The sequence below is a fragment of the Vibrio hibernica genome, from assembly GCF_015223435.1.
Taxonomy (GTDB): domain Bacteria; phylum Pseudomonadota; class Gammaproteobacteria; order Enterobacterales; family Vibrionaceae; genus Vibrio; species Vibrio hibernica.
Genome location: NZ_VHKO01000020.1, coordinates 1 through 18,909 on the forward strand (window position 1 = coordinate 1; position 18,909 = coordinate 18,909).

The following is an 18,909-nucleotide window of genomic DNA, read 5'->3' on the forward strand; positions in this document are numbered from 1 at the left end:
CACCTTCGTTCGTGTACTTTAATGCTGCAGTGTAAGTGTTGTTGTCGCCAGTGCTATCAACATCAGACCCAGAGATATTTGCATCGACTTGAGCGTAACCTAGACCAAGTTCCAATGTGTCTGTTAATTTATATGCCCCAATAATGCCAAAACCATCTGCATTTTGCATTGGTGCACTAGAGTCATTATCGCCTAGTATTGTGTTACCTATAGCTGAACCGTCAGAGTCAGAATCGCCTTGAACACTGGCTTGAATCGTTAATTTATCAGCGCTGTAAGCATAGCGTAATACACCGTTAGCGCGATCTGAAGTTGCAACGTTGTATTCATTAATATAGCCACTGTAAACTTGTGCCATATCGGTAAAGTTTGTTAGATAAGTGAATGCGTTATCTTGATGACCGTAGGTTAATGCACCGAAACGTTGTGATTGCATACCAGCGTATAGGTAACGTGTATTCATGCTCACATCATCACCAACAGGATCGGAATTTTCTTTTAATTCAAATTCAGTAAAACCAATAAAAGAAATGTCTTCATTCAGTTTTTGTTCACCGCCAATATTTAAACGGACACGAGATGCATCTTGGTATCGGTTGTCGTCTTCAGGGCTTTTATTTGCATCAGAAAAGTTAGCACGAACTTCAACACGGCCACCCATGTTTAACGTTGAAGTGTTGTCTTTATAAATAGTTGCTGCTGATGCTGCGGTTGAAATTGCTGCAGCGGCCACTGCTAATGCAAGTATTGTTTTGTTCATTTTAATAATCCTAGTGATGTATTTTCCATAAAATAAAAGAGCACGTATTCTCGTGGCTTCTTCTCTTCCTTATTACGAGCATCTTGCTACGTAATGTTTGCTATGCCTTAACGTAATCTATAAGCAATAGTTTGCTTATAAGTTGCCTTTTTACGCGGAACAAAGAGTAGGTAAAAGTCAAAAGTTATAAAATTTCATAAAAAGCACGCAATCTCGTGCCTTTCTATTGTTAAAATTAATGGTAAGTTCTTTTTAATCAATCAATTAAAAAGTTCCATTATAAATGCAGTTGAGTTGTTGTTTTATGATTTATTTTGAAATATCCAGGTTGGACCATAGGTTATATCGGTGAGTATTTGAGGCTTTAGGAGCAAAAACTGATCATAACGAGAGTTTTAACGTGACGTACATATTAAGATTAATTACACTGTGAAAACATCATGTTATTAACATCACCCGCTCAGCAATAAGTTGAGGGGGCTTTTACTGTCTAAAGCGTAGCTTTGGAGTGAGGTATAAAATGGAAAAAGTGCCAATGACCGTGAGCGGCGAACAAGCTCTACGTGTTGAATTAGATGCATTATTAAAGCGTCGACCAATCATTACGCAAGCGATAGCTGAAGCTCGTGAATTGGGTGATTTAAAAGAAAATGCGGAATACCATGCAGCTCGAGAAGAGCAAGGCATTTGTGAAGCGCAAATTCGAGATATTGAATATAAATTATCGGTAGCTCAAGTCATTGATGTGAGCAAAATGGATAATACCGGTAAAGTGATTTTTGGCACTACGGTAACCTTGTTGGATGTTAATACTGATAAAGAAGTCAAATACCAGATTGTTGGTGATGATGAAGCCAATATTAAACAAGGCAAAATTTCAGTGAGTTCACCTATTGCTCGTGGGCTCATTGGTAAAATGGACGGTGATGAAGTCGTTATTTCTACGCCAGGTGGTGAAAAAGATTTTGAAATTATTGCAGTGAGTTATATTTAGTCCGATTTGGTCTTAAAATAATAATGTAAACATCTGTAAAATAGTTCAATTAAAAAGGCCACTTCAACCGTGGCCTTTTTTGTACCTTTTTATCTGAATATCCGCTACTTACGAGGGATTTCGATTTTACGTTGTTCAGATTGACGGAATAAAACTAGGACTTTACCGATAGTTTGTACTTTTTCTGCTTTTGTTTCACGAACAATCGCGTCTATAATCAACTGCTTAGTTTCTCTGTCTTCAGAAGCAACTTTGATTTTGATTAGCTCATGATGATTCAGTGCGAGTTCAATTTCCGCGAGAACAGCTTCAGTTAATCCATTTGCGCCCATTAGCACTACAGGTTTTAAACTGTGAGCTAGTCCTTTTAAGTGCTGCTTTTGTTTGGTGCTTAGATTCATTGTTCGGCCATTTTTTGTTGTATAAGGGTTGAAAAGTTCTATTTTAACGCCATCTATTCGGGAAGACTATCTATTCTGAATAGTTTCTGTCGGTCCTTCTGCATTTTACCTATTTAGCAGAAGCAGTTTGTTAAGTATTAGGGTTAAAATGAGTAAGAAAAAACATTCCGCAAGCTCGGGTCGTTGGTTACAAGAGCACTTTGATGATAAGTATGTAGCTGAAGCGCAAAAAAAAGGCTACCGCTCTCGTGCAATCTTTAAAATTGAAGAGATTCAAGAAAAAGATAGATTGATTAAATCGGGAATGACAGTGGTCGATTTAGGGGCTGCGCCGGGTGGTTGGTCGCAATATGCGGTTGGTATCGTAGGTGATTCAGGACAAGTCATAGCTTGTGACATTTTATCGATGGATTCCATTGCAGGGGTAAGTTTCTTGCAAGGCGATTTTCGTGAAGAGGCCGTTTTAGGGGCGTTATTAGAACGTATTCAACCAGATATGGTTGATGTGGTGATGTCTGATATGGCGCCTAATATGAGTGGAAATCAAGCTGTAGATCAACCAAGAGCGATGTATTTGGTCGAGTTGGCGTTGGATATGTGTCGACAAGTTCTAGCACCAGATGGTAGTTTTGTCGTTAAAGTATTTCAAGGTGAAGGCTTTGATCAGTACGTTAAAGATGTAAGAGACATGTTTAAAAGTGTAAGAATAAGAAAACCAGACTCTTCACGTGCTCGTTCTCGTGAGGTATACATTGTGGCTACAGGATATAAACTGTAGTACCCTATTTTTCAAATTAGTGAACCGAGAGGCTGACACCTTGAGTGACATGGCAAAAAATTTAATTTTATGGCTAGTAATCGCCGTAGTTTTGATGTCAGTTTTCCAGAGCTTTGGGCCTGGGGACAGTAACGGAAAAGCAATTGATTACACATCCTTTGTAAAAGACGTTGGTCAAGGCCAAGTCCGAGAAGCAAAGTTCAAGGATCGAGAAATTACCTTTGTCCGTACTGATAACTCTCGTAACGTTACGTACATGCCAGTGTACGACAATAAACTGCTTGATGATTTGATCAATGAAAATGTAAAAGTGACAGGTACCCCACCTGAGCAGCAAAGTTTGCTAAGCACTATATTCATTTCTTGGTTCCCAATGATCTTACTGATTGGTGTATGGATTTTCTTCATGCGTCAGATGCAAGGCGGCGCTGGTGGTAAAGGCGCGATGTCTTTTGGTAAAAGTAAAGCCAAAATGATGGGCGAAGATCAGATTAAAACCACGTTCGCCGATGTTGCCGGTTGTGATGAAGCAAAAGAAGACGTGAAAGAATTAGTGGATTATCTGCGTGATCCGACACGTTTCCAAAAATTAGGCGGTAGGATTCCAACGGGTGTTTTATTGGTAGGGCCCCCAGGCACAGGTAAAACCTTACTTGCTAAAGCGATTGCAGGTGAAGCCAAAGTACCATTCTTTAGTATTTCAGGCTCTGATTTTGTTGAGATGTTTGTGGGTGTTGGTGCGTCTCGTGTGCGTGATATGTTCGAGCAGGCTAAGAAAGCGTCACCTTGCATCATCTTCATTGATGAAATTGATGCTGTCGGCCGCCAGCGTGGAGCAGGTGTTGGTGGTGGTAATGATGAGCGTGAACAAACTCTAAACCAAATGCTGGTTGAAATGGATGGTTTTGAAGGCAATGAAGGCGTTATTGTCGTCGCGGCAACCAACCGCGCCGATGTGCTCGATCCGGCATTGTTACGTCCAGGACGTTTTGACCGCCAAGTAGTGGTTGGATTACCCGACATTCGTGGTCGTGAGCAGATTTTAAAAGTACATATGCGTAAGGTACCTCTCGGTGATAATGTTGAACCAGCATTGATTGCTCGTGGCACGCCAGGGTTCTCTGGTGCTGATCTTGCAAACTTAGTTAACGAAGCTGCATTATTTGCTGCGCGTGGTAATAAGCGTAATGTATCAATGGTCGAGTTTGAACTAGCCAAAGATAAAATCATGATGGGTGCTGAACGTCGTTCTATGGTATTAACCGAAGAGACAAAAGCCTCAACCGCTTATCACGAAGCTGGGCATGCCATTGTTGGCCGTCTAATGCCGGAACATGATCCTGTTTACAAGGTGTCTATTATCCCTCGTGGCCGCGCGCTTGGTGTTACGATGTACCTACCAGAGCAAGATCGAGTGAGCATGAGTCGTCAGCATTTAGAATCGATGATATCGAGCTTATATGGTGGACGTTTAGCGGAAGAGTTGATTTATGGACAAGATAAAATATCAACCGGTGCTTCAAACGATATTGAACGTGCAACAGATATTGCTCGTAGAATGGTCACTGAATGGGGCTTTTCTCAAAATTTAGGCCCATTGCTTTATTCTGAAAATGAAAATAATGGTTACATGCCTAAGCCAAAGCAAATCTCTGATGAAACAGCTCGTTTGATTGATGAAGAAATTCGGATGTTAATTGATCGAAACTATGATCGAGCAAAACAAGTTTTAGAAGACAATATGGATATCATGCATTCAATGAAAGATGCATTGATGAAGTATGAAACGATTGATGCTGGTCAGATTGATGATTTGATGAATCGTAGTGATACTATTCGTGCTCCCCAAGGTTGGGGGGATCAGGATACATCAAAACCAGACTCTGACGTCAAATCACCTGAAACGGCGGCTAATTCTGAACCAGAACAAGCTGAGTCTGATAGTGATACTTCTGTTGAGTCTGAAGATAAAGTCTCTGATGACAATACAACCAAAGACCAAACAGAATCGAAAAAAGATTCTTAATTATTGCGTTAATGACCAAAAGCCCTGATTGATATCGGGGCTTTTTCCATCTGGCTAATATACTTTCTATAACGATGCATTATTATCTTGGCTAGATATCGTATCAACACACCACATTATGAACTCTGTTATGAAGTTAACGTATAAAAACAAGCAGCTTGACTTAAGTGACCCCCAAATCATGGGGATACTCAATATCACCCCCGACTCCTTCTCTGACGGAGGTAAGTTCAATCAATTTAATGACGCGATGGATCATGTTCAATCGATGATCATGGCAGGTGCCACTATCATTGACATTGGTGGTGAATCTACTCGCCCAGGCGCCGCTGAAGTGTCACTTAATGATGAGCTAAATCGAGTCATTCCTTTAATTAAAGCAATTCGGGAAAACTTTGATGTCTGGATTTCGCTAGATACCAATAAAACAGCCGTAATGATTGCTGGAATTGAAGCTGGCATCGATATTGTTAATGATATTAGAGCATTGCAAGATGATGATGCATTGGAAGTTGTCGCTAACGCTAATATACCGGTGTGCATCATGCATATGAAAGGTCAACCTAGAACGATGCAGAATAACCCCCAGTATCATGATGTCTTGCAAGAAGTCTGTGATTTCCTGCAACAGCGTATTGATGTTTGTATAGCGGCAGGCATTAATAAGCGTAATATTATTATCGACCCAGGTTTCGGTTTTGGAAAAACGATTGAACATAACTATCACCTATTGGCTCACTTTAAGCACTTTCACCAATTTGGTGTTCCCGTTTTGGCAGGAATGTCACGTAAATCGATGATCACAAAACTGTTAGGTAAACCTACCTCAGAGGCAATAGTAGGCAGCGTAGTGTGTGCAACACTTGCCGCTCAACAGGGGGCTCAAATAATTCGTGTTCATGATGTAGTCGCCACCCAAGATGCCTTGCGTGTATTAAAAGCGACACAAATAAATGAACTATTTGCTTTATAAATAAATGACTGATTAAAATTTTGCTGGATAAGGGTGGTTATACAATGTCTGAAAGAAAATATTTTGGTACCGATGGCGTGCGTGGCAAGGTGGGACAGTTTCCAATTACCCCTGATTTTATTTTGAGATTGGGCTGGGCTGCTGGGCGAGTATTGGCTAAGCAAGGTACAAAACAAGTTATTATTGGTAAAGATACGCGAATATCTGGCTATATGTTGGAGTCAGCACTAGAGGCTGGTCTTGCTGCTGCTGGATTGAAAGCGGTGCTGACCGGCCCGATGCCGACACCTGCAGTTGCTTATTTGACTCAAACATTTCGCGCGGAAGCTGGTATTGTAATTTCAGCCTCACATAATCCATATTATGACAACGGAATTAAATTTTTCTCTTCAGAAGGGACTAAGTTACCAGATGATATCGAATTAGCGATTGAAGCTGAATTAGAGAAAGATATTGAGTGCGTAGAATCAGCGTATTTAGGCAAAGCCAAGCGGTTGGTTGATGCTGCAGGCCGTTATATCGAATTTTGTAAGAGCACTTTCCCTAACGAGTTAAGTTTGTCTGGATTGAAAATTGTTATCGATTGCGCTCATGGTGCGACGTACCATATTGCTCCAAGCGTTTTTACCGAGCTAGGGGCTGACATTGTTACAATTGGTTGTGAACCAAATGGTTTGAATATCAATGAACAAGTTGGAGCGACAGATGTTCGTGCTCTGCAAGCTAAAGTATTAGAAGAGAAAGCCGATTTAGGTTTAGCGTTTGATGGCGATGGCGATCGCATTATCATGGTTGATGAGCTTGGGAATAAAATTGACGGCGATCAGATAGCTTATATTATTGCACGTGATGCCCTTCGTCGTGGTGAGTTGAAGGGGGGGGTTGTTGGAACTCTCATGACCAATTTAGGTATGGAAAATGGTTTAAAACAACTCGGCATTCCATTTGTTCGTTCTAAAGTTGGTGATCGCTATGTTATGGAGCAACTTTTGGAAAAAGGTTGGAAGATTGGCGCTGAAAATTCAGGGCATGTTATTTTATTAGATAAAGTCACGACTGGCGATGCCATTGTTGCTGCATTGCAAGTATTGGCTTCTGTTGTTGGTAGTAAGCTCTCGTTAAATGTTTTGGCATCAGGAATGACACTTTACCCTCAGGTACTGGAGAATATACGTTTTTCAGGCGGGAATGACCCATTAGAAACACCGGAAGTTAAAGCTGCGGTGATACAAGTTGAAAAGCAGCTTGGTGATAAAGGTCGAGTTCTATTGCGTAAATCAGGAACAGAACCTTTAATTCGAGTAATGGTTGAGGGCGAAGACGCTGAATTAGTGCAAAGTAGTGCTATCGCTATTGCTGAACAAGTCAAAAGAAGTTGTTAAGAAAGCAAGTGGAGGACTTTTAAGTTCTCTCTTAATCCTTTTAACATTAAGTTTATTGTTTTAATTAAAAAGGATAATTTATATTTTGCGAGTTTTTTAAGCGTTTAGATAAGAACTCGCATTATTTTATCATTTTTAGCTTGTCACTGACCTAAGGTTTCGATAGTATCTCACCGCCTCACTAGGGAGGTGCGTTGTTTTTGGTTTTCCAATGCAACCCTGAAATTTTAAAAGCATAGGTGGAAAAATGTTAACAGTTCTACTTGTGATTTATCTTGTTGCAGCGCTTGGTGTTATTGGCCTTGTGTTAATTCAACAAGGTAAAGGCGCAGACATGGGAGCTTCGTTCGGAGCTGGAGCATCAAATACCGTATTCGGTTCTGGTGGTTCAGGTAACTTCCTTACTCGTTCAACTGCAATATTTGCAATAATTTTCTTTATTCTTAGTTTAGTGCTTGGGCACTTGTCGACTGCTAAAGAAGATTCTCAATGGGCCGCACCAAGTGTAGGTATTGAGCAAAAAACAGAAAGTGTTAAAAATACTTCTACAGATGAAGTTTCTGCTGCTCCAGTAAAGAGTAATTCAGATATTCCTGAGTAAGTGTTTAACGATTAAAATGCCGAGATGGTGAAATTGGTAGACACGCTAGCATGAGGTGCTAGTGCCTTATGGTGTGGGGGTTCAAGTCCCCCTCTCGGCACCATGTTTATTTAAGTTAATCTTTAGCTTAATGTTCTACAAAACTTGTAAAGTTACAATCTGTTGGTATAATACCGCTCGTTGAAACAAAGTTTTGAGTTTGGTTTTTAATTAACCAAGCAAAGTCAGCATCAACTTTAATGATGCTACCGGACGCGGGATGGAGCAGTATGGTAGCTCGTCGGGCTCATAACCCGAAGGTCGTAGGTTCAAATCCTGCTCCCGCAACCACTTTATTTTGTGGGTCCGATTTGTAATTGAATTTAGTTTTAATTACAGGCTAGGCTAAACTTTAGCTTGGTGATATCAGGGTCCAGCAATAAAAAACCTCGATTATCGGGGTTTTTTATTATCTGTGCATTGGTTTTTGAGTTGAATTGTTTGATTAATTTACTTATAAATCAATGGTTAAGTCAGATTTTGCGTGGTATTTGAAATGGGCTGAATGCCCTTTTTTTGTTTCTGGCAATCCTGTTTTTGACTTTATTGCACAGTTTTTTTTTCCGGAGATATGAATGACTGGTTTAGAAAAACAATTAACAGAACTACTTGATGCGCCTGTTGCTGCATCGGGTTATGAATTAGTCGGTTTAGAGTTTATCCGTGCGGGTGAACACTCAACGTTACGAATTTTTATTGACCATGAAAATGGCATAAATGTTGATGACTGCGCAGAAGTGAGTCGTCAAGTTAGCGCTGTCATGGATGTTGAAGATCCTATTACTGTCGCTTACAACTTAGAAGTTTCATCACCAGGTTTAGAACGTCCACTGTTTAAGCCTGCACATTATCAGCAGTTCATCGATCACGACGTGAACGTGGTACTTAAAATGGCGGTGAACAATCGCCGTAAGTGGAAAGGGGTGATTTCGGCCATTGAAGGTGAAATCGTAACTGTTACCGTAGATGGTCAACCAGAACAATTTGCTTTGAGTAATATCTCTAAAGCTAACCTGATACCAAAATTTTAAGTCTGAAGAGGCGAGAACATGAACAGAGAAATTTTAGCGGTTGTTGAAGCTGTTTCGAACGAAAAGGCTGTTCCTCGTGAGCGTATTTTTGAAGCGTTAGAAACTGCTTTAGCCACGGCAACAAAGAAAAAAAGTCCACACGAAATTGAAGTTCGTGTTGAGATCGATCGTAAAACTGGCAACTTTGACACATGGCGCCGTTGGTTAGTGGTTGCAGAAGTTGAATTTCCAACTAAGGAAATCTCAATTGAAGCGGCTCAATATGACGATGAATCTGTTGAATTAGGTGATTACGTTGAAGATGATATGGAGTCAGTAACATTTGACCGTATTACAACGCAAACAGCGAAACAAGTGATTGTACAAAAAGTTCGTGAAGCTGAACGTGCTCAAATCGTAGAACAGTTCATCGATAATGAAGGTGAATTAGTTACGGGTGTTGTTAAAAAAGCGAACCGTGATGCGGTTATTGTTGATTTAGGTAATAACGCGGAATCTGTGATTTTACGTGAAGACCAATTGCCACGTGAAAATCTACGCCCGGGTGACCGTGTTCGTGGTCTGCTTTACGCCGTAAAACCTGAAGCTCGCGGCTTCCAATTATTTTTAACTCGCTCAAAATCAGAAATGCTGATTGAACTTTTCCGCATTGAAGTGCCAGAAATTGGTGAAGAGTTAATTGAAATTAAAGCGGCGGCTCGCGATCCTGGTTCACGCGCTAAAATTGCCGTAAAAACCAATGATCGTCGTATCGACCCAGTTGGTGCGTGTGTTGGTATGCGTGGCGCACGCGTACAAGCTGTTTCTGGTGAGCTTGGTGGTGAGCGTATTGATATCGTGCTATGGGATGATAATCCAGCACAGTTTGTTATCAATGCAATGGCGCCTGCTGATGTAGCTTCAATCATTGTTGATGAAGATACACACTCAATGGATATTGCCGTTGAAGCGGATAATCTCGCTCAAGCAATTGGTCGTAGCGGTCAAAACGTCCGTTTAGCCTCTCAACTAACGGGTTGGGAACTGAATGTTATGACGGTCGCGGATCTTAATACTAAGCATCAAGAAGAATCGGTAGCAGCTATCGAAAACTTCATGAAACATTTAGATATTGAACAAGACTTTGCTGAATTATTGGTCGAAGAAGGTTTCTCTACATTAGAAGAAATCGCTTATGTACCAGTAAGTGAGTTATTAGAAGTTGATGGTCTTGAAGAAGATCTCGTTGAAGAGCTACGTGCTCGTGCAAAAAATGCATTAACGACATTAGCACTTGTTCAAGAAGAATCATTTGAAGGGTTAGAACCTGCTGAAGATCTACTTGCTCTTGACGGTCTAGAACGCGAATTAGCGTTTAAGTTTGCCGCGAACGGCGTAGTGACTTTAGAAGATTTAGCCGACCAAGGCACTGATGACTTAGAAGACATCGAAGGTCTAAGCAAAGAACGTGCGGGAGAGCTTATTATGGCTGCTCGTAACATTTGCTGGTTTGGCGACGAAGAATAATTTCAGCAAGGAGAAAGCAGTATGACAGAACTGACAGTGAAAGCACTTAGCGAAGAAATTGGAACACCAGTTGAACGCTTAGTAGAACAGCTTGCTGATGCTGGTATGAAAAAAACCAGCACAGACAATGTTACTGATGCAGAAAAGCAAACGCTTTTAACGCACCTAAAAAAAGAACATGGCGATAATTCAGGTGACTCTGAACCAACACGTTTAACGCTACAACGCAAAACTAAAAGCACATTAAATGTGTCTGCTGGTGGCGGTAAAAGCAAAGAAGTACAAGTAGAAGTACGTAAAAAACGAACTTATGTTAAGCGTACTTCAGTTGATGAAGAAGCGAAGCGTGAGGAAGAAGCTCAAGCGGCTCGTGAAGCGGAAGAAGTAGCAAAGCATGCTGCTGAAGAAAAAGCACAGCAAGAAGCATCAGCGAAAGCCGAAGCAAAAGCAAAACGTGAAGCGGAAGATAAATTGAAGCAAGAAGTAGCAGCAGAGAAAGTAAAAGCTGAAGAAGTTAAAGCAGCAGCTAAACGTTCACCAGAAGAAAAAGCAAAGCATGATGCCGCTAAAAAAGAAGCGGAAGCATTAAAGCGTCGTCAAGATGAGGAAGCTCAGCGTAAAGCGGAAGTGGAGTCAAAAAAACTGGTGGAAGAAGCTCGTAAACTGGCAGAAGATAACGAAGTTCGTTGGTCAGAGGAAGAGAAGAAGAAGAAAGAATCTGAAAATGCAGATTATCATGTAACGACTAATGTGCATGCTCGAGCTGCTGAAGATGAAGCTGATCGCCGTAGTGAAGCAAATCGTCCCAAGAAGAAAAAACCTGCGAAAAAAGAAGAGCGTCCTGCTGGCAATAGTCGCGGCGCTCGTGGTGGTCGTAATAACCGTAAAGGTAAATTGGCTAAACCGACTTCAATGCAGCATGGTTTTGACAAATCAGCAACGGTAGCAAAATCTGACGTTGTGATTGGTGAGACGATTGTCGTTTCTGAACTGGCAAATAAAATGTCAGTAAAAGGAACTGAAGTTATTAAAACGATGATGAAAATGGGCGCAATGGCGACCATCAACCAAGTGATTGACCAAGAAACAGCGCAACTCGTTGCTGAAGAAATGGGTCATAAGGTTATTCTTCGTAAAGAAAACGAATTAGAAGAAGCGATCCTATTTGATCGTGATGACTCAACTGAAGCAATATCTCGTGCACCAGTTGTGACCATCATGGGTCACGTTGACCACGGTAAAACATCAACACTGGATTACATTCGCCGCAGTCGTGTTGCATCTGGTGAGGCGGGTGGTATTACTCAGCACATTGGTGCATACCACGTTGAAACTGACAATGGCATGATCACATTCTTGGATACTCCTGGACACGCAGCGTTTACATCAATGCGTGCTCGTGGTGCTCAAGCGACTGATATCGTAGTTCTTGTTGTTGCTGCCGATGATGGTGTTATGCCACAAACAGTTGAAGCGATTCAGCATGCAAAAGCGGCTGGCGTTCCTTTGATTATTGCGGTAAACAAAATAGATAAAGAAGGCGCTAACCCTGATAACGTTAAAAATGCGCTTGCTCAATACGATGTAATTCCAGAAGAATGGGGTGGCGAGAACATATTTGTCCACATCTCAGCCAAAGTTGGTACTAATATCGAAGGTCTGCTAGAAGCAATTTTACTTCAATCTGAAGTTCTTGAACTTAAAGCGGTTACCGATGGTATGGCATCTGGTGTTGTAGTCGAATCTCGTCTTGATAAAGGTCGTGGTCCAGTTGCTACTGTATTGGTACAAGCGGGTACTTTACGTAAAGGTGATATTGTTCTTTGTGGCCAAGAATACGGCCGTGTTCGTGCGATGCGTGATGAAAATGGTAAAGACATTGATTCAGCAGGACCATCTATCCCGGTTGAGATCCTTGGTTTATCTGGTGTTCCAGCGTCAGGTGATGAAGCTACTGTAGTTCGTGATGAGCGTAAAGCTCGTGAAGTAGCGAACTACCGTCAAGGTAAATTCCGCGATGTTAAATTAGCTCGTCAACAAAAATCAAAACTTGAAAACATGTTCTCTAACATGGAAGCTGGTGAAATTGCAGAGCTTAACGTTGTATTGAAAGCTGACGTTCAAGGTTCTGTTGAAGCGATTGCTGAGTCATTACTCAAACTGTCAACTGACGAAGTTAAAGTGAATATCGTTGGTTCTGGTGTTGGTGGTATTACTGAAACAGACGCAGTACTTGCGGCTGCTTCTAGTGCTATCTTGCTTGGCTTCAATGTTCGTGCGGATGCTTCAGCTCGTCGTACTGTTGAGAATGAAGGGCTAGACCTACGTTATTACTCAATTATTTACCAATTGCTTGATGAAGTTAAACATGCGATGGGTGGTATGCTTGCACCTGAATTTAGACAAGAAATTATTGGTCTTGCTGAAGTTCGTGATGTGTTCAAGTCACCTAAGCTTGGTGCAATCGCAGGTTGTATGGTAACTGAAGGTTTGATTAAGCGTAATAACCCAATCCGTGTACTTCGTGATAATATCGTTATTTATGAAGGTGAGCTTGAGTCATTACGTCGCTTTAAAGATGATGTACAAGAAGTTCGTAACGGTTACGAATGTGGTATCGGTGTTAAGAACTATAATGATGTTCGTGCTGGTGACCAAATTGAAGTATTCGAAATCGTTGAAATCAAACGTACTCTTGACTAATTGACAATACTGTATGATTTAATCGCTGACTGAAATATGGTTAAGCTATTAAAACATAAGACTTAAATACACAATGGGGGGCTTTTGCTCCCCATTCTTTCTGTTATGACGCTTAAATAATACTTACTGATTTAGTGTTTATTTTTTAAATGTACAGATGTGAGAAAAAATATGTCAAAAGAATTTAGCCGTGCGCAACGTGTCGCACAACAATTGCAAAAAGAACTCGCTTCTATTTTACAGCGTGATGTACGTGATTCTCGTATTGGAATGGTGACCATTTCTGATGTTGAAGTGTCCCGTGATCTGGCTTATGCAAAAGTGTTTGTGACTTTTTTATGTGTCGGTGAACAAACGCCTGAATCAAGCCTTGCTGCTTTAAAAGAGCATGAAGTTGCGGTTCGCATGACGTTAGGGAAGCGTATTCGCTTACGCCTTACTCCTGAAGTTCGTTTTACTTACGATAATACCTTAACTGAAGGTATGCGCCTTTCTAACTTGGTAAGTGAAGTCGTGAGTAGTGACAATCTTCGTAAGAAAGAAGCGGGCCGTGAGGGCGAAGGAGAAGAATAGATGGCACGTAGACGTCGTGGTCGTCCTATTGATGGCGTTTTATTATTAGATAAGCCAACTAGTATCAGCTCTAATGATGCGTTGCAAAAAATCAAACGTATCTACTTTGCAGAGAAAGCGGGTCATACTGGTGCTCTCGATCCATTGGCTACAGGTATGCTGCCTATTTGCCTAGGTGAAGCAACGAAGTTCTCTCAATTCTTACTTGATTCCGATAAACGTTATTGTGTCGTTGCTAAACTGGGTGAGCGTACCGATACCTCAGACTCTGATGGTGAAGTGGTTCAAACTCGTGAAGTGAAAGTAGATCGTGGTCTACTTGAGCGTTGTATTGCGAAGTTTCGTGGCACGACCGATCAAATTCCATCGATGTTTTCTGCATTAAAGTATCAAGGGAAGCCTTTGTATGAATATGCACGTCAAGGCATTGAGGTCCCACGTGAATCGCGAAAAATTACCGTGTTTGAAATCAGTCTCATTCGTTTTGATGGTCATGAAGTTGAAATGGAAGTGCATTGCTCTAAAGGTACTTACATTCGTACGATCACCGATGACTTAGGTGAAATGTTGGGTTGTGGCGCTCATGTGACGTATTTACGTCGAATTGGTGTATCACATTATCCAGCAGAAAAAATGGTGACACTAGAACAACTTCAAGCTTTAGTGGCTCAGGCTGAAGAGCAAGGTATTGAACCTCGTGAGTTATTAGATCCATTGCTTCTTCCTATGGATACCGCAGTGGCTGACTTGCCTGAAGTGAATATGACAGTGAGTATGGCTGACTTTGTTCAGCATGGTCAGCCGGTGCAAATTGCAGGTTCACCTTCGGAAGGCGTGGTTCGTATGACCATGGGTGATGAGCGTACTTTTATTGGTATTGCCCACATCGATAATGATGGTCGAGTAGCACCAAAGCGTTTGGTTGTTTTTAGAAATGAAACTCCTTGCGATTAAGGCTAGCTTCCCCTATAATCCGCGCTTCGCGTGATGGCTGAATCAGAGATTGGCTATCACATTTTTATAAACTAACTCTTATTAGGAGAGCATTATGTCTCTGAATGCAGAAACTAAAGCAGCAATCGTTGCAGATTACGCACAAGCTGAAGGCGATACAGGTTCACCAGAAGTACAAGTAGCACTACTTACTGCTTCTATCAACCACCTACAAGGTCACTTTGCTGATCATAAACACGATCACCACAGCCGTCGCGGTCTTTTACGTATGGTTTCTCGCCGTCGTAAACTTCTAGACTACCTTAAAGGTAAAAACCTAGAGCGTTACTTCGCACTAATCAAGCGTCTTGGCCTACGTCGTTAATTCGTCGTTTGGTTTGATACCCAGATTAGAAAGTATTTGTTTTATTAATTGACGTTTGGGGTTTCCATTAGCGGATATAAATAAACAGACACTTGAGAAAAAGGAGCTTCGGCTCCTTTTTTTGTGTCTGCTATTTGAGCAAAAAAACATTTCATCTATATCTAAAGCATATTCTGTTGTTCGAAATAAGACATTTCAACTCATCTGGTTTATACTATGTCTCGTTTGTTTTCGCTTTATTTGCTATTAGTTTAGCGAGAAAGTGGGGATAGACCTCTGTTGGTTAGCTTTACAGTCACCGATGTCGACCATTAAGGTCGCGACTAATAACAGTTTTTTGCTTAATTCGTTTTTAATACGATGATATAGATAAGAAAAACCTGCTATTAGTCGCGATTGGTAAAGTAATCTCAGAGCATTTAACTCAATGAAATTATTAATTAAGGATCTTTACGTGAAAGCAATCGTAAAAAAATTCCAGTACGGTAACCATACCGTTACTCTAGAAACGGGCGTAATGGCTCGTCAAGCAACTGCGGCTGTTATGGCAAGCATGGATGACACTTCAGTATTCGTCTCTGTTGTAGCAAAAAAAGATGCAGTTGAAGGTCAAGACTTCTTCCCATTAACGGTTAACTACCAAGAGCGTACTTACGCTGCGGGTAAAATTCCTGGTGGTTTCTTTAAGCGTGAAGGACGTCCTTCTGAAGGCGAAACATTGACGGCTCGTCTTATTGACCGTCCAATTCGTCCTCTTTTCCCATCAGCATTCAAAAACGAAGTTCAAGTTATTGCAACGGTTGTTTCTGTAAATCCTGATATCCAACCAGACATGATCACAATGATCGCAACGTCTGCAGCTCTTGCTATCTCTGGTGTACCATTCAATGGCCCTATCGGTGCGGCACGTGTTGGCCATATCAATGGTGAATTAGTTCTTAACCCAAGCCAAACTGAACTTGAGTCTTCTAAACTAGACCTAGTAGTTGCCGGTACTGCTGGCGCGGTATTAATGGTTGAGTCAGAAGCTGACAACCTAACTGAAGAAGAAATGTTAGCGGCAGTGGTTTACGGCCACGACCAACAACAAACAGTGATTACTGCTATTAACGAATTTGCAGCAGAAGTCGCAACTCCTTCGTGGAACTGGGTAGCGCCTGCTGAAAACACAGAATTAAAAGCAAAAATTGCTGAGTTAGCAGAAACTCAAGTTGTTGAAGCTTACCAAATCACTGAAAAAATGGCGCGTTATGATCGCATTCATGCAATCAGTGCTGAAGTGAAAGATAAATTATTAGCTGAAAATGCTGATCTGAATCCAAAAGAAATTCACGCTATTTTCCATGATTTGGAAAAAAATGTCGTACGTAGCCGCATTATTGCTGGTCAACCACGTATTGATGGCCGTGAAAAAGATATGGTTCGTGCACTAGACGTTCGTACGGGTGTTCTTCCTCGTACACACGGTTCTTCTTTGTTTACTCGTGGTGAAACTCAAGCGCTTGTTACTGCAACGCTTGGTACACAACGTGATGCACAAATCATCGATAGCTTACTAGGTGAGAAGAAAGATCACTTCCTTCTACACTACAACTTCCCTCCATACTGTGTGGGTGAGACTGGTTTCGTTGGTTCACCTAAGCGTCGTGAAATCGGCCATGGTAAATTAGCAAAACGTGGTATCGCAGCAGTAATGCCTTCTGTTGAAGAATTCCCATACACAGTACGTGTTGTTTCTGAAATTACAGAATCAAACGGTTCGTCTTCAATGGCGTCTGTTTGTGGTACTTCTCTAGCGCTTATGGATGCTGGTGTTCCAATTAAAGCTTCTGTTGCGGGTATCGCAATGGGTCTTGTTAAAGAAGGCGATGATTTCGTTGTTCTTTCTGACATCCTTGGCGATGAAGATCACTTAGGTGACATGGACTTTAAAGTAGCGGGTACTAATCAAGGTATCACTGCACTTCAAATGGACATCAAAATCGAAGGCATCACTAAAGAAATCATGCAAATTGCGCTTAACCAAGCTCAAGGTGCACGTAAGCACATCCTTTCAGTAATGGATGAAGCGATTTCTGGCGCTCGTGAAGAAATTTCTGAATTTGCTCCACGTATTTACACCATGAAGATCAGCTCTGAGAAAATCAAAGACGTGATCGGTAAAGGTGGCGCTGTGATCCGTGCTCTTACTGAAGAGACGGGCACTACGATTGAAATCGGTGATGATGGCACAATTAAAATTGCCGCCACTGAAGGTAAAGCCGCGAAAGAAGCGATTCGTCGTATTGAAGAAATTACAGCAGAAGTTGAAGTTGGTCGCATCTATTCAGGTGTTGTTGCTCGTCTAGCTGATTTTGGTGCATTCGTAACAATTCTTCCTGGTAAAGATGGTCTAGTTCATATTTCTCAAATTGCTGATAAGCGCATCGAGAAAGTGGCGGACTACCTAACTGAAGGTCAAGAAGTTCAAGTTAAAGTACTTGAAATTGACCGTCAAGGCCGTGTTCGTCTAAGCATGAAAGAAGCAGTAGAAAAAACGGAAGAGACAGTTGAACCATCAGCTGAGTAATTCTTTTTTATCTTTCTTTTTGCTAAGAAAATAATTTGAATAATGAAAGAGGAGCATTGCGCTCCTCTTTTTTTATATGTATTTTTTGAGTTAGATAGTGTTCTTAAAATACGTTTTGGCTACCTTCTATTAAGTTCAATTTACTAGAAGCTATCTTTCTGTAGAGGTAGTTTGATTGCACAACAACGTGTATATTGCTTTATAAAGCGAATGTACTGTAAAGGAGTACTCAATTAGTGAAATATTTTAAATGGTTAAGCCTTGTTACCGCCTTTTTATTAGTCGGCTGCGCTAACAGCGGTAATTCAAATATTGCGTGGTCTTATCCTCCGCTAGCGGTTCCTCTTCAACCTGCTATTCAGCAAGAAGTACAAATTGCGCGTTTAAATCAACTCATATTTCGCAAAGATATTGATAACGGAACCCGTGCTAAAATATTTACCGAGAGAGGGCAATATTTGGATAGCGTAGGGCTTGCTGATTTAGCTCGTGTAGATTATGAACGTTCTCTTAAACTGGATCCTAAACAGCCAGAAGTATTCAATATGCTGGGTGTCTATTTTACTCAAATGGGTGATTATGATTCCGCATTTGATGCCTTTGATTCAAGTTTAGAGCTTGATCCTACTAATGAATATTCCGAGCGAAATCGTGCTATTGCTTTGTATTATGCCGATCGTTTTGATCTTGCCGTTCAAGATATGACTAAAAACTATAATAAAGCGCCAGATGATCCGTATCGCGCATTGTGGTTATATTATATGGAACGTGAACAAGACGCTAAAAAAGCTACCGATACTTTAGCGGCACGTTACGCTAATAAAGATCAACAATGGGGCTGGCAATTGGTTGGGTTAACTTTGAAAAAAGAAACAGAGGAAAGTATTTTAAAGTCAGCGGCAACAAGTACCCGAGATAATATTGAATTAGCTCAAAAGCTTACCGAAATATACTTTTATCTAGCAAAGCGTAACCAGTATGAAGGCAATTATGCTAATGCGATTGCTTTGTATAAACTATCCCTTTCTATGAATGTGTATCAGTTCTCAGAGCATAAATACGCATTTTTGGAATTAGGTCGTATTTTTAATACGTTGCAAGAGAAACAGGAAAAATCAGAAGCACCAGCAGCGGCACCAAAAAGCACACCTAGCGAACAACCGCCAAAATCAAGCAATGAGACGAAACCATCGACTCAAAAAAAGACTGAGCCAGTTTCTCATTCTTAAGTTAGATACGGTGGTATTGTTAGATT

Annotated in this window: 16 protein-coding genes and 2 tRNA genes; 16 read left to right on the top strand and 2 right to left on the bottom strand. The window is 41.1% G+C overall.

Annotation, left to right across the window (positions count from 1 at the left end):
• Positions 1–760 (bottom strand): porin (locus tag FH976_RS09135; RefSeq protein WP_194090561.1); only part of this gene is annotated, 760 nt, incomplete at its 3' end.
• 520 nt (positions 761–1,280) lie between these two features.
• Here FH976_RS09135 and greA point away from each other — a divergent pair.
• The gene (greA, locus tag FH976_RS09140; protein WP_194090562.1) at positions 1,281–1,754 is read left to right on the top strand and encodes a transcription elongation factor GreA; all 474 of its coding nucleotides are present in this window, start codon (positions 1,281–1,283) and stop codon (positions 1,752–1,754) included.
• Positions 1,755–1,858: 104 nt separating this feature from the next.
• Here the strand turns inward: greA and yhbY are convergent, their stop codons facing one another.
• The gene (gene yhbY, locus FH976_RS09145; RefSeq protein WP_153447563.1) at positions 1,859–2,155 is read right to left on the bottom strand and encodes a ribosome assembly RNA-binding protein YhbY; all 297 of its coding nucleotides are present in this window, start codon (positions 2,153–2,155) and stop codon (positions 1,859–1,861) included.
• Between the two features lie 148 nt (positions 2,156–2,303).
• On the opposite strand from yhbY, the gene rlmE reads away from it, so the two are divergent.
• The 15 genes from rlmE to nlpI all read left to right on the top strand — a co-directional run bounded on the left by rlmE (position 2,304) and on the right by nlpI (position 18,883).
• Positions 2,304–2,933, top strand: a complete 630-nt coding sequence (gene rlmE, locus FH976_RS09150) for a 23S rRNA (uridine(2552)-2'-O)-methyltransferase RlmE (RefSeq protein WP_194090563.1) — start codon at positions 2,304–2,306, stop codon at positions 2,931–2,933.
• A gap of 49 nt (positions 2,934–2,982) precedes the next feature.
• A complete protein-coding gene (gene ftsH, locus FH976_RS09155) occupies positions 2,983–4,959 on the top strand; it encodes an ATP-dependent zinc metalloprotease FtsH (protein ID WP_228767388.1) in 1,977 nt (658 codons plus the stop codon).
• A gap of 130 nt (positions 4,960–5,089) precedes the next feature.
• On the top strand, positions 5,090–5,932 hold the full coding sequence (gene folP, locus FH976_RS09160) for a dihydropteroate synthase (RefSeq protein ID WP_194090565.1): 843 nt from the start codon (positions 5,090–5,092) through the stop codon (positions 5,930–5,932).
• A 44-nt stretch (positions 5,933–5,976) separates the two neighbouring features.
• Positions 5,977–7,314 (top strand): phosphoglucosamine mutase, encoded by a 1,338-nt coding sequence (gene glmM / locus FH976_RS09165; RefSeq protein WP_194090566.1) that lies wholly within the window; start codon positions 5,977–5,979, stop codon positions 7,312–7,314.
• A gap of 247 nt (positions 7,315–7,561) precedes the next feature.
• Positions 7,562–7,915: a preprotein translocase subunit SecG gene (gene secG, locus FH976_RS09170; protein ID WP_194090567.1), complete on the top strand. Its 354-nt coding sequence runs from the start codon at positions 7,562–7,564 to the stop codon at positions 7,913–7,915.
• 18 nt (positions 7,916–7,933) lie between these two features.
• Positions 7,934–8,018: transfer RNA gene (locus FH976_RS09175), tRNA-Leu, on the top strand.
• A gap of 150 nt (positions 8,019–8,168) precedes the next feature.
• Positions 8,169–8,245 (top strand) — tRNA-Met (locus FH976_RS09180).
• 284 nt (positions 8,246–8,529) lie between these two features.
• A complete protein-coding gene (rimP, locus tag FH976_RS09185; RefSeq protein ID WP_190331757.1) occupies positions 8,530–8,985 on the top strand; it encodes a ribosome maturation factor RimP in 456 nt (151 codons plus the stop codon).
• An 18-nt stretch (positions 8,986–9,003) separates the two neighbouring features.
• Positions 9,004–10,491, top strand: a complete 1,488-nt coding sequence (gene nusA / locus FH976_RS09190) for a transcription termination factor NusA (protein WP_194090568.1) — start codon at positions 9,004–9,006, stop codon at positions 10,489–10,491.
• 21 nt (positions 10,492–10,512) lie between these two features.
• Positions 10,513–13,194 carry a translation initiation factor IF-2 gene (gene infB / locus FH976_RS09195; RefSeq protein ID WP_194090569.1) on the top strand — a complete coding sequence of 894 codons (2,682 nt, stop codon included), beginning with the start codon at positions 10,513–10,515 and terminating at the stop codon, positions 13,192–13,194.
• Between the two features lie 171 nt (positions 13,195–13,365).
• Positions 13,366–13,767: a 30S ribosome-binding factor RbfA gene (gene rbfA, locus FH976_RS09200; protein WP_194090570.1), complete on the top strand. Its 402-nt coding sequence runs from the start codon at positions 13,366–13,368 to the stop codon at positions 13,765–13,767.
• Entirely contained in the window at positions 13,768–14,721 is a 954-nt protein-coding gene (gene truB, locus FH976_RS09205; RefSeq protein ID WP_194090571.1) for a tRNA pseudouridine(55) synthase TruB, read from the top strand. It begins immediately after the preceding gene.
• A 94-nt stretch (positions 14,722–14,815) separates the two neighbouring features.
• Positions 14,816–15,085: a 30S ribosomal protein S15 gene (gene rpsO, locus FH976_RS09210; RefSeq protein WP_194090572.1), complete on the top strand. Its 270-nt coding sequence runs from the start codon at positions 14,816–14,818 to the stop codon at positions 15,083–15,085.
• 427 nt (positions 15,086–15,512) lie between these two features.
• On the top strand, positions 15,513–17,654 hold the full coding sequence (gene pnp / locus FH976_RS09215) for a polyribonucleotide nucleotidyltransferase (protein WP_194090573.1): 2,142 nt from the start codon (positions 15,513–15,515) through the stop codon (positions 17,652–17,654).
• A gap of 236 nt (positions 17,655–17,890) precedes the next feature.
• Positions 17,891–18,883, top strand: a complete 993-nt coding sequence (nlpI, locus tag FH976_RS09220) for a lipoprotein NlpI (RefSeq protein WP_194090574.1) — start codon at positions 17,891–17,893, stop codon at positions 18,881–18,883.
• Positions 18,884–18,909: the final 26 nt, after the last annotated feature.

Bases quoted from the DNA above. Each gene is read 5' to 3' on its own strand.
- nusA (WP_194090568.1), top strand. From the start codon at position 9,004: ATGAACAGAGAAATTTTAGCGGTTGTTGAAGCTGTTTCGAACGAAAAG.
- rimP (WP_190331757.1), top strand. From the start codon at position 8,530: ATGACTGGTTTAGAAAAACAATTAACAGAACTACTTGATGCGCCTGTT.
- rbfA (WP_194090570.1), top strand. From the start codon at position 13,366: ATGTCAAAAGAATTTAGCCGTGCGCAACGTGTCGCACAACAATTGCAA.
- folP (WP_194090565.1), top strand. From the start codon at position 5,090: ATGAAGTTAACGTATAAAAACAAGCAGCTTGACTTAAGTGACCCCCAA.
- rlmE (WP_194090563.1), top strand. From the start codon at position 2,304: ATGAGTAAGAAAAAACATTCCGCAAGCTCGGGTCGTTGGTTACAAGAG.
- secG (WP_194090567.1), top strand. From the start codon at position 7,562: ATGTTAACAGTTCTACTTGTGATTTATCTTGTTGCAGCGCTTGGTGTT.
- greA (WP_194090562.1), top strand. From the start codon at position 1,281: ATGGAAAAAGTGCCAATGACCGTGAGCGGCGAACAAGCTCTACGTGTT.
- pnp (WP_194090573.1), top strand. From the start codon at position 15,513: ATGAAATTATTAATTAAGGATCTTTACGTGAAAGCAATCGTAAAAAAA.
- truB (WP_194090571.1), top strand. From the start codon at position 13,768: ATGGCACGTAGACGTCGTGGTCGTCCTATTGATGGCGTTTTATTATTA.
- glmM (WP_194090566.1), top strand. From the start codon at position 5,977: ATGTCTGAAAGAAAATATTTTGGTACCGATGGCGTGCGTGGCAAGGTG.
- rpsO (WP_194090572.1), top strand. From the start codon at position 14,816: ATGTCTCTGAATGCAGAAACTAAAGCAGCAATCGTTGCAGATTACGCA.
- yhbY (WP_153447563.1), bottom strand. From the start codon at position 2,155: ATGAATCTAAGCACCAAACAAAAGCAGCACTTAAAAGGACTAGCTCAC.
- infB (WP_194090569.1), top strand. From the start codon at position 10,513: ATGACAGAACTGACAGTGAAAGCACTTAGCGAAGAAATTGGAACACCA.
- ftsH (WP_228767388.1), top strand. From the start codon at position 2,983: ATGGCAAAAAATTTAATTTTATGGCTAGTAATCGCCGTAGTTTTGATG.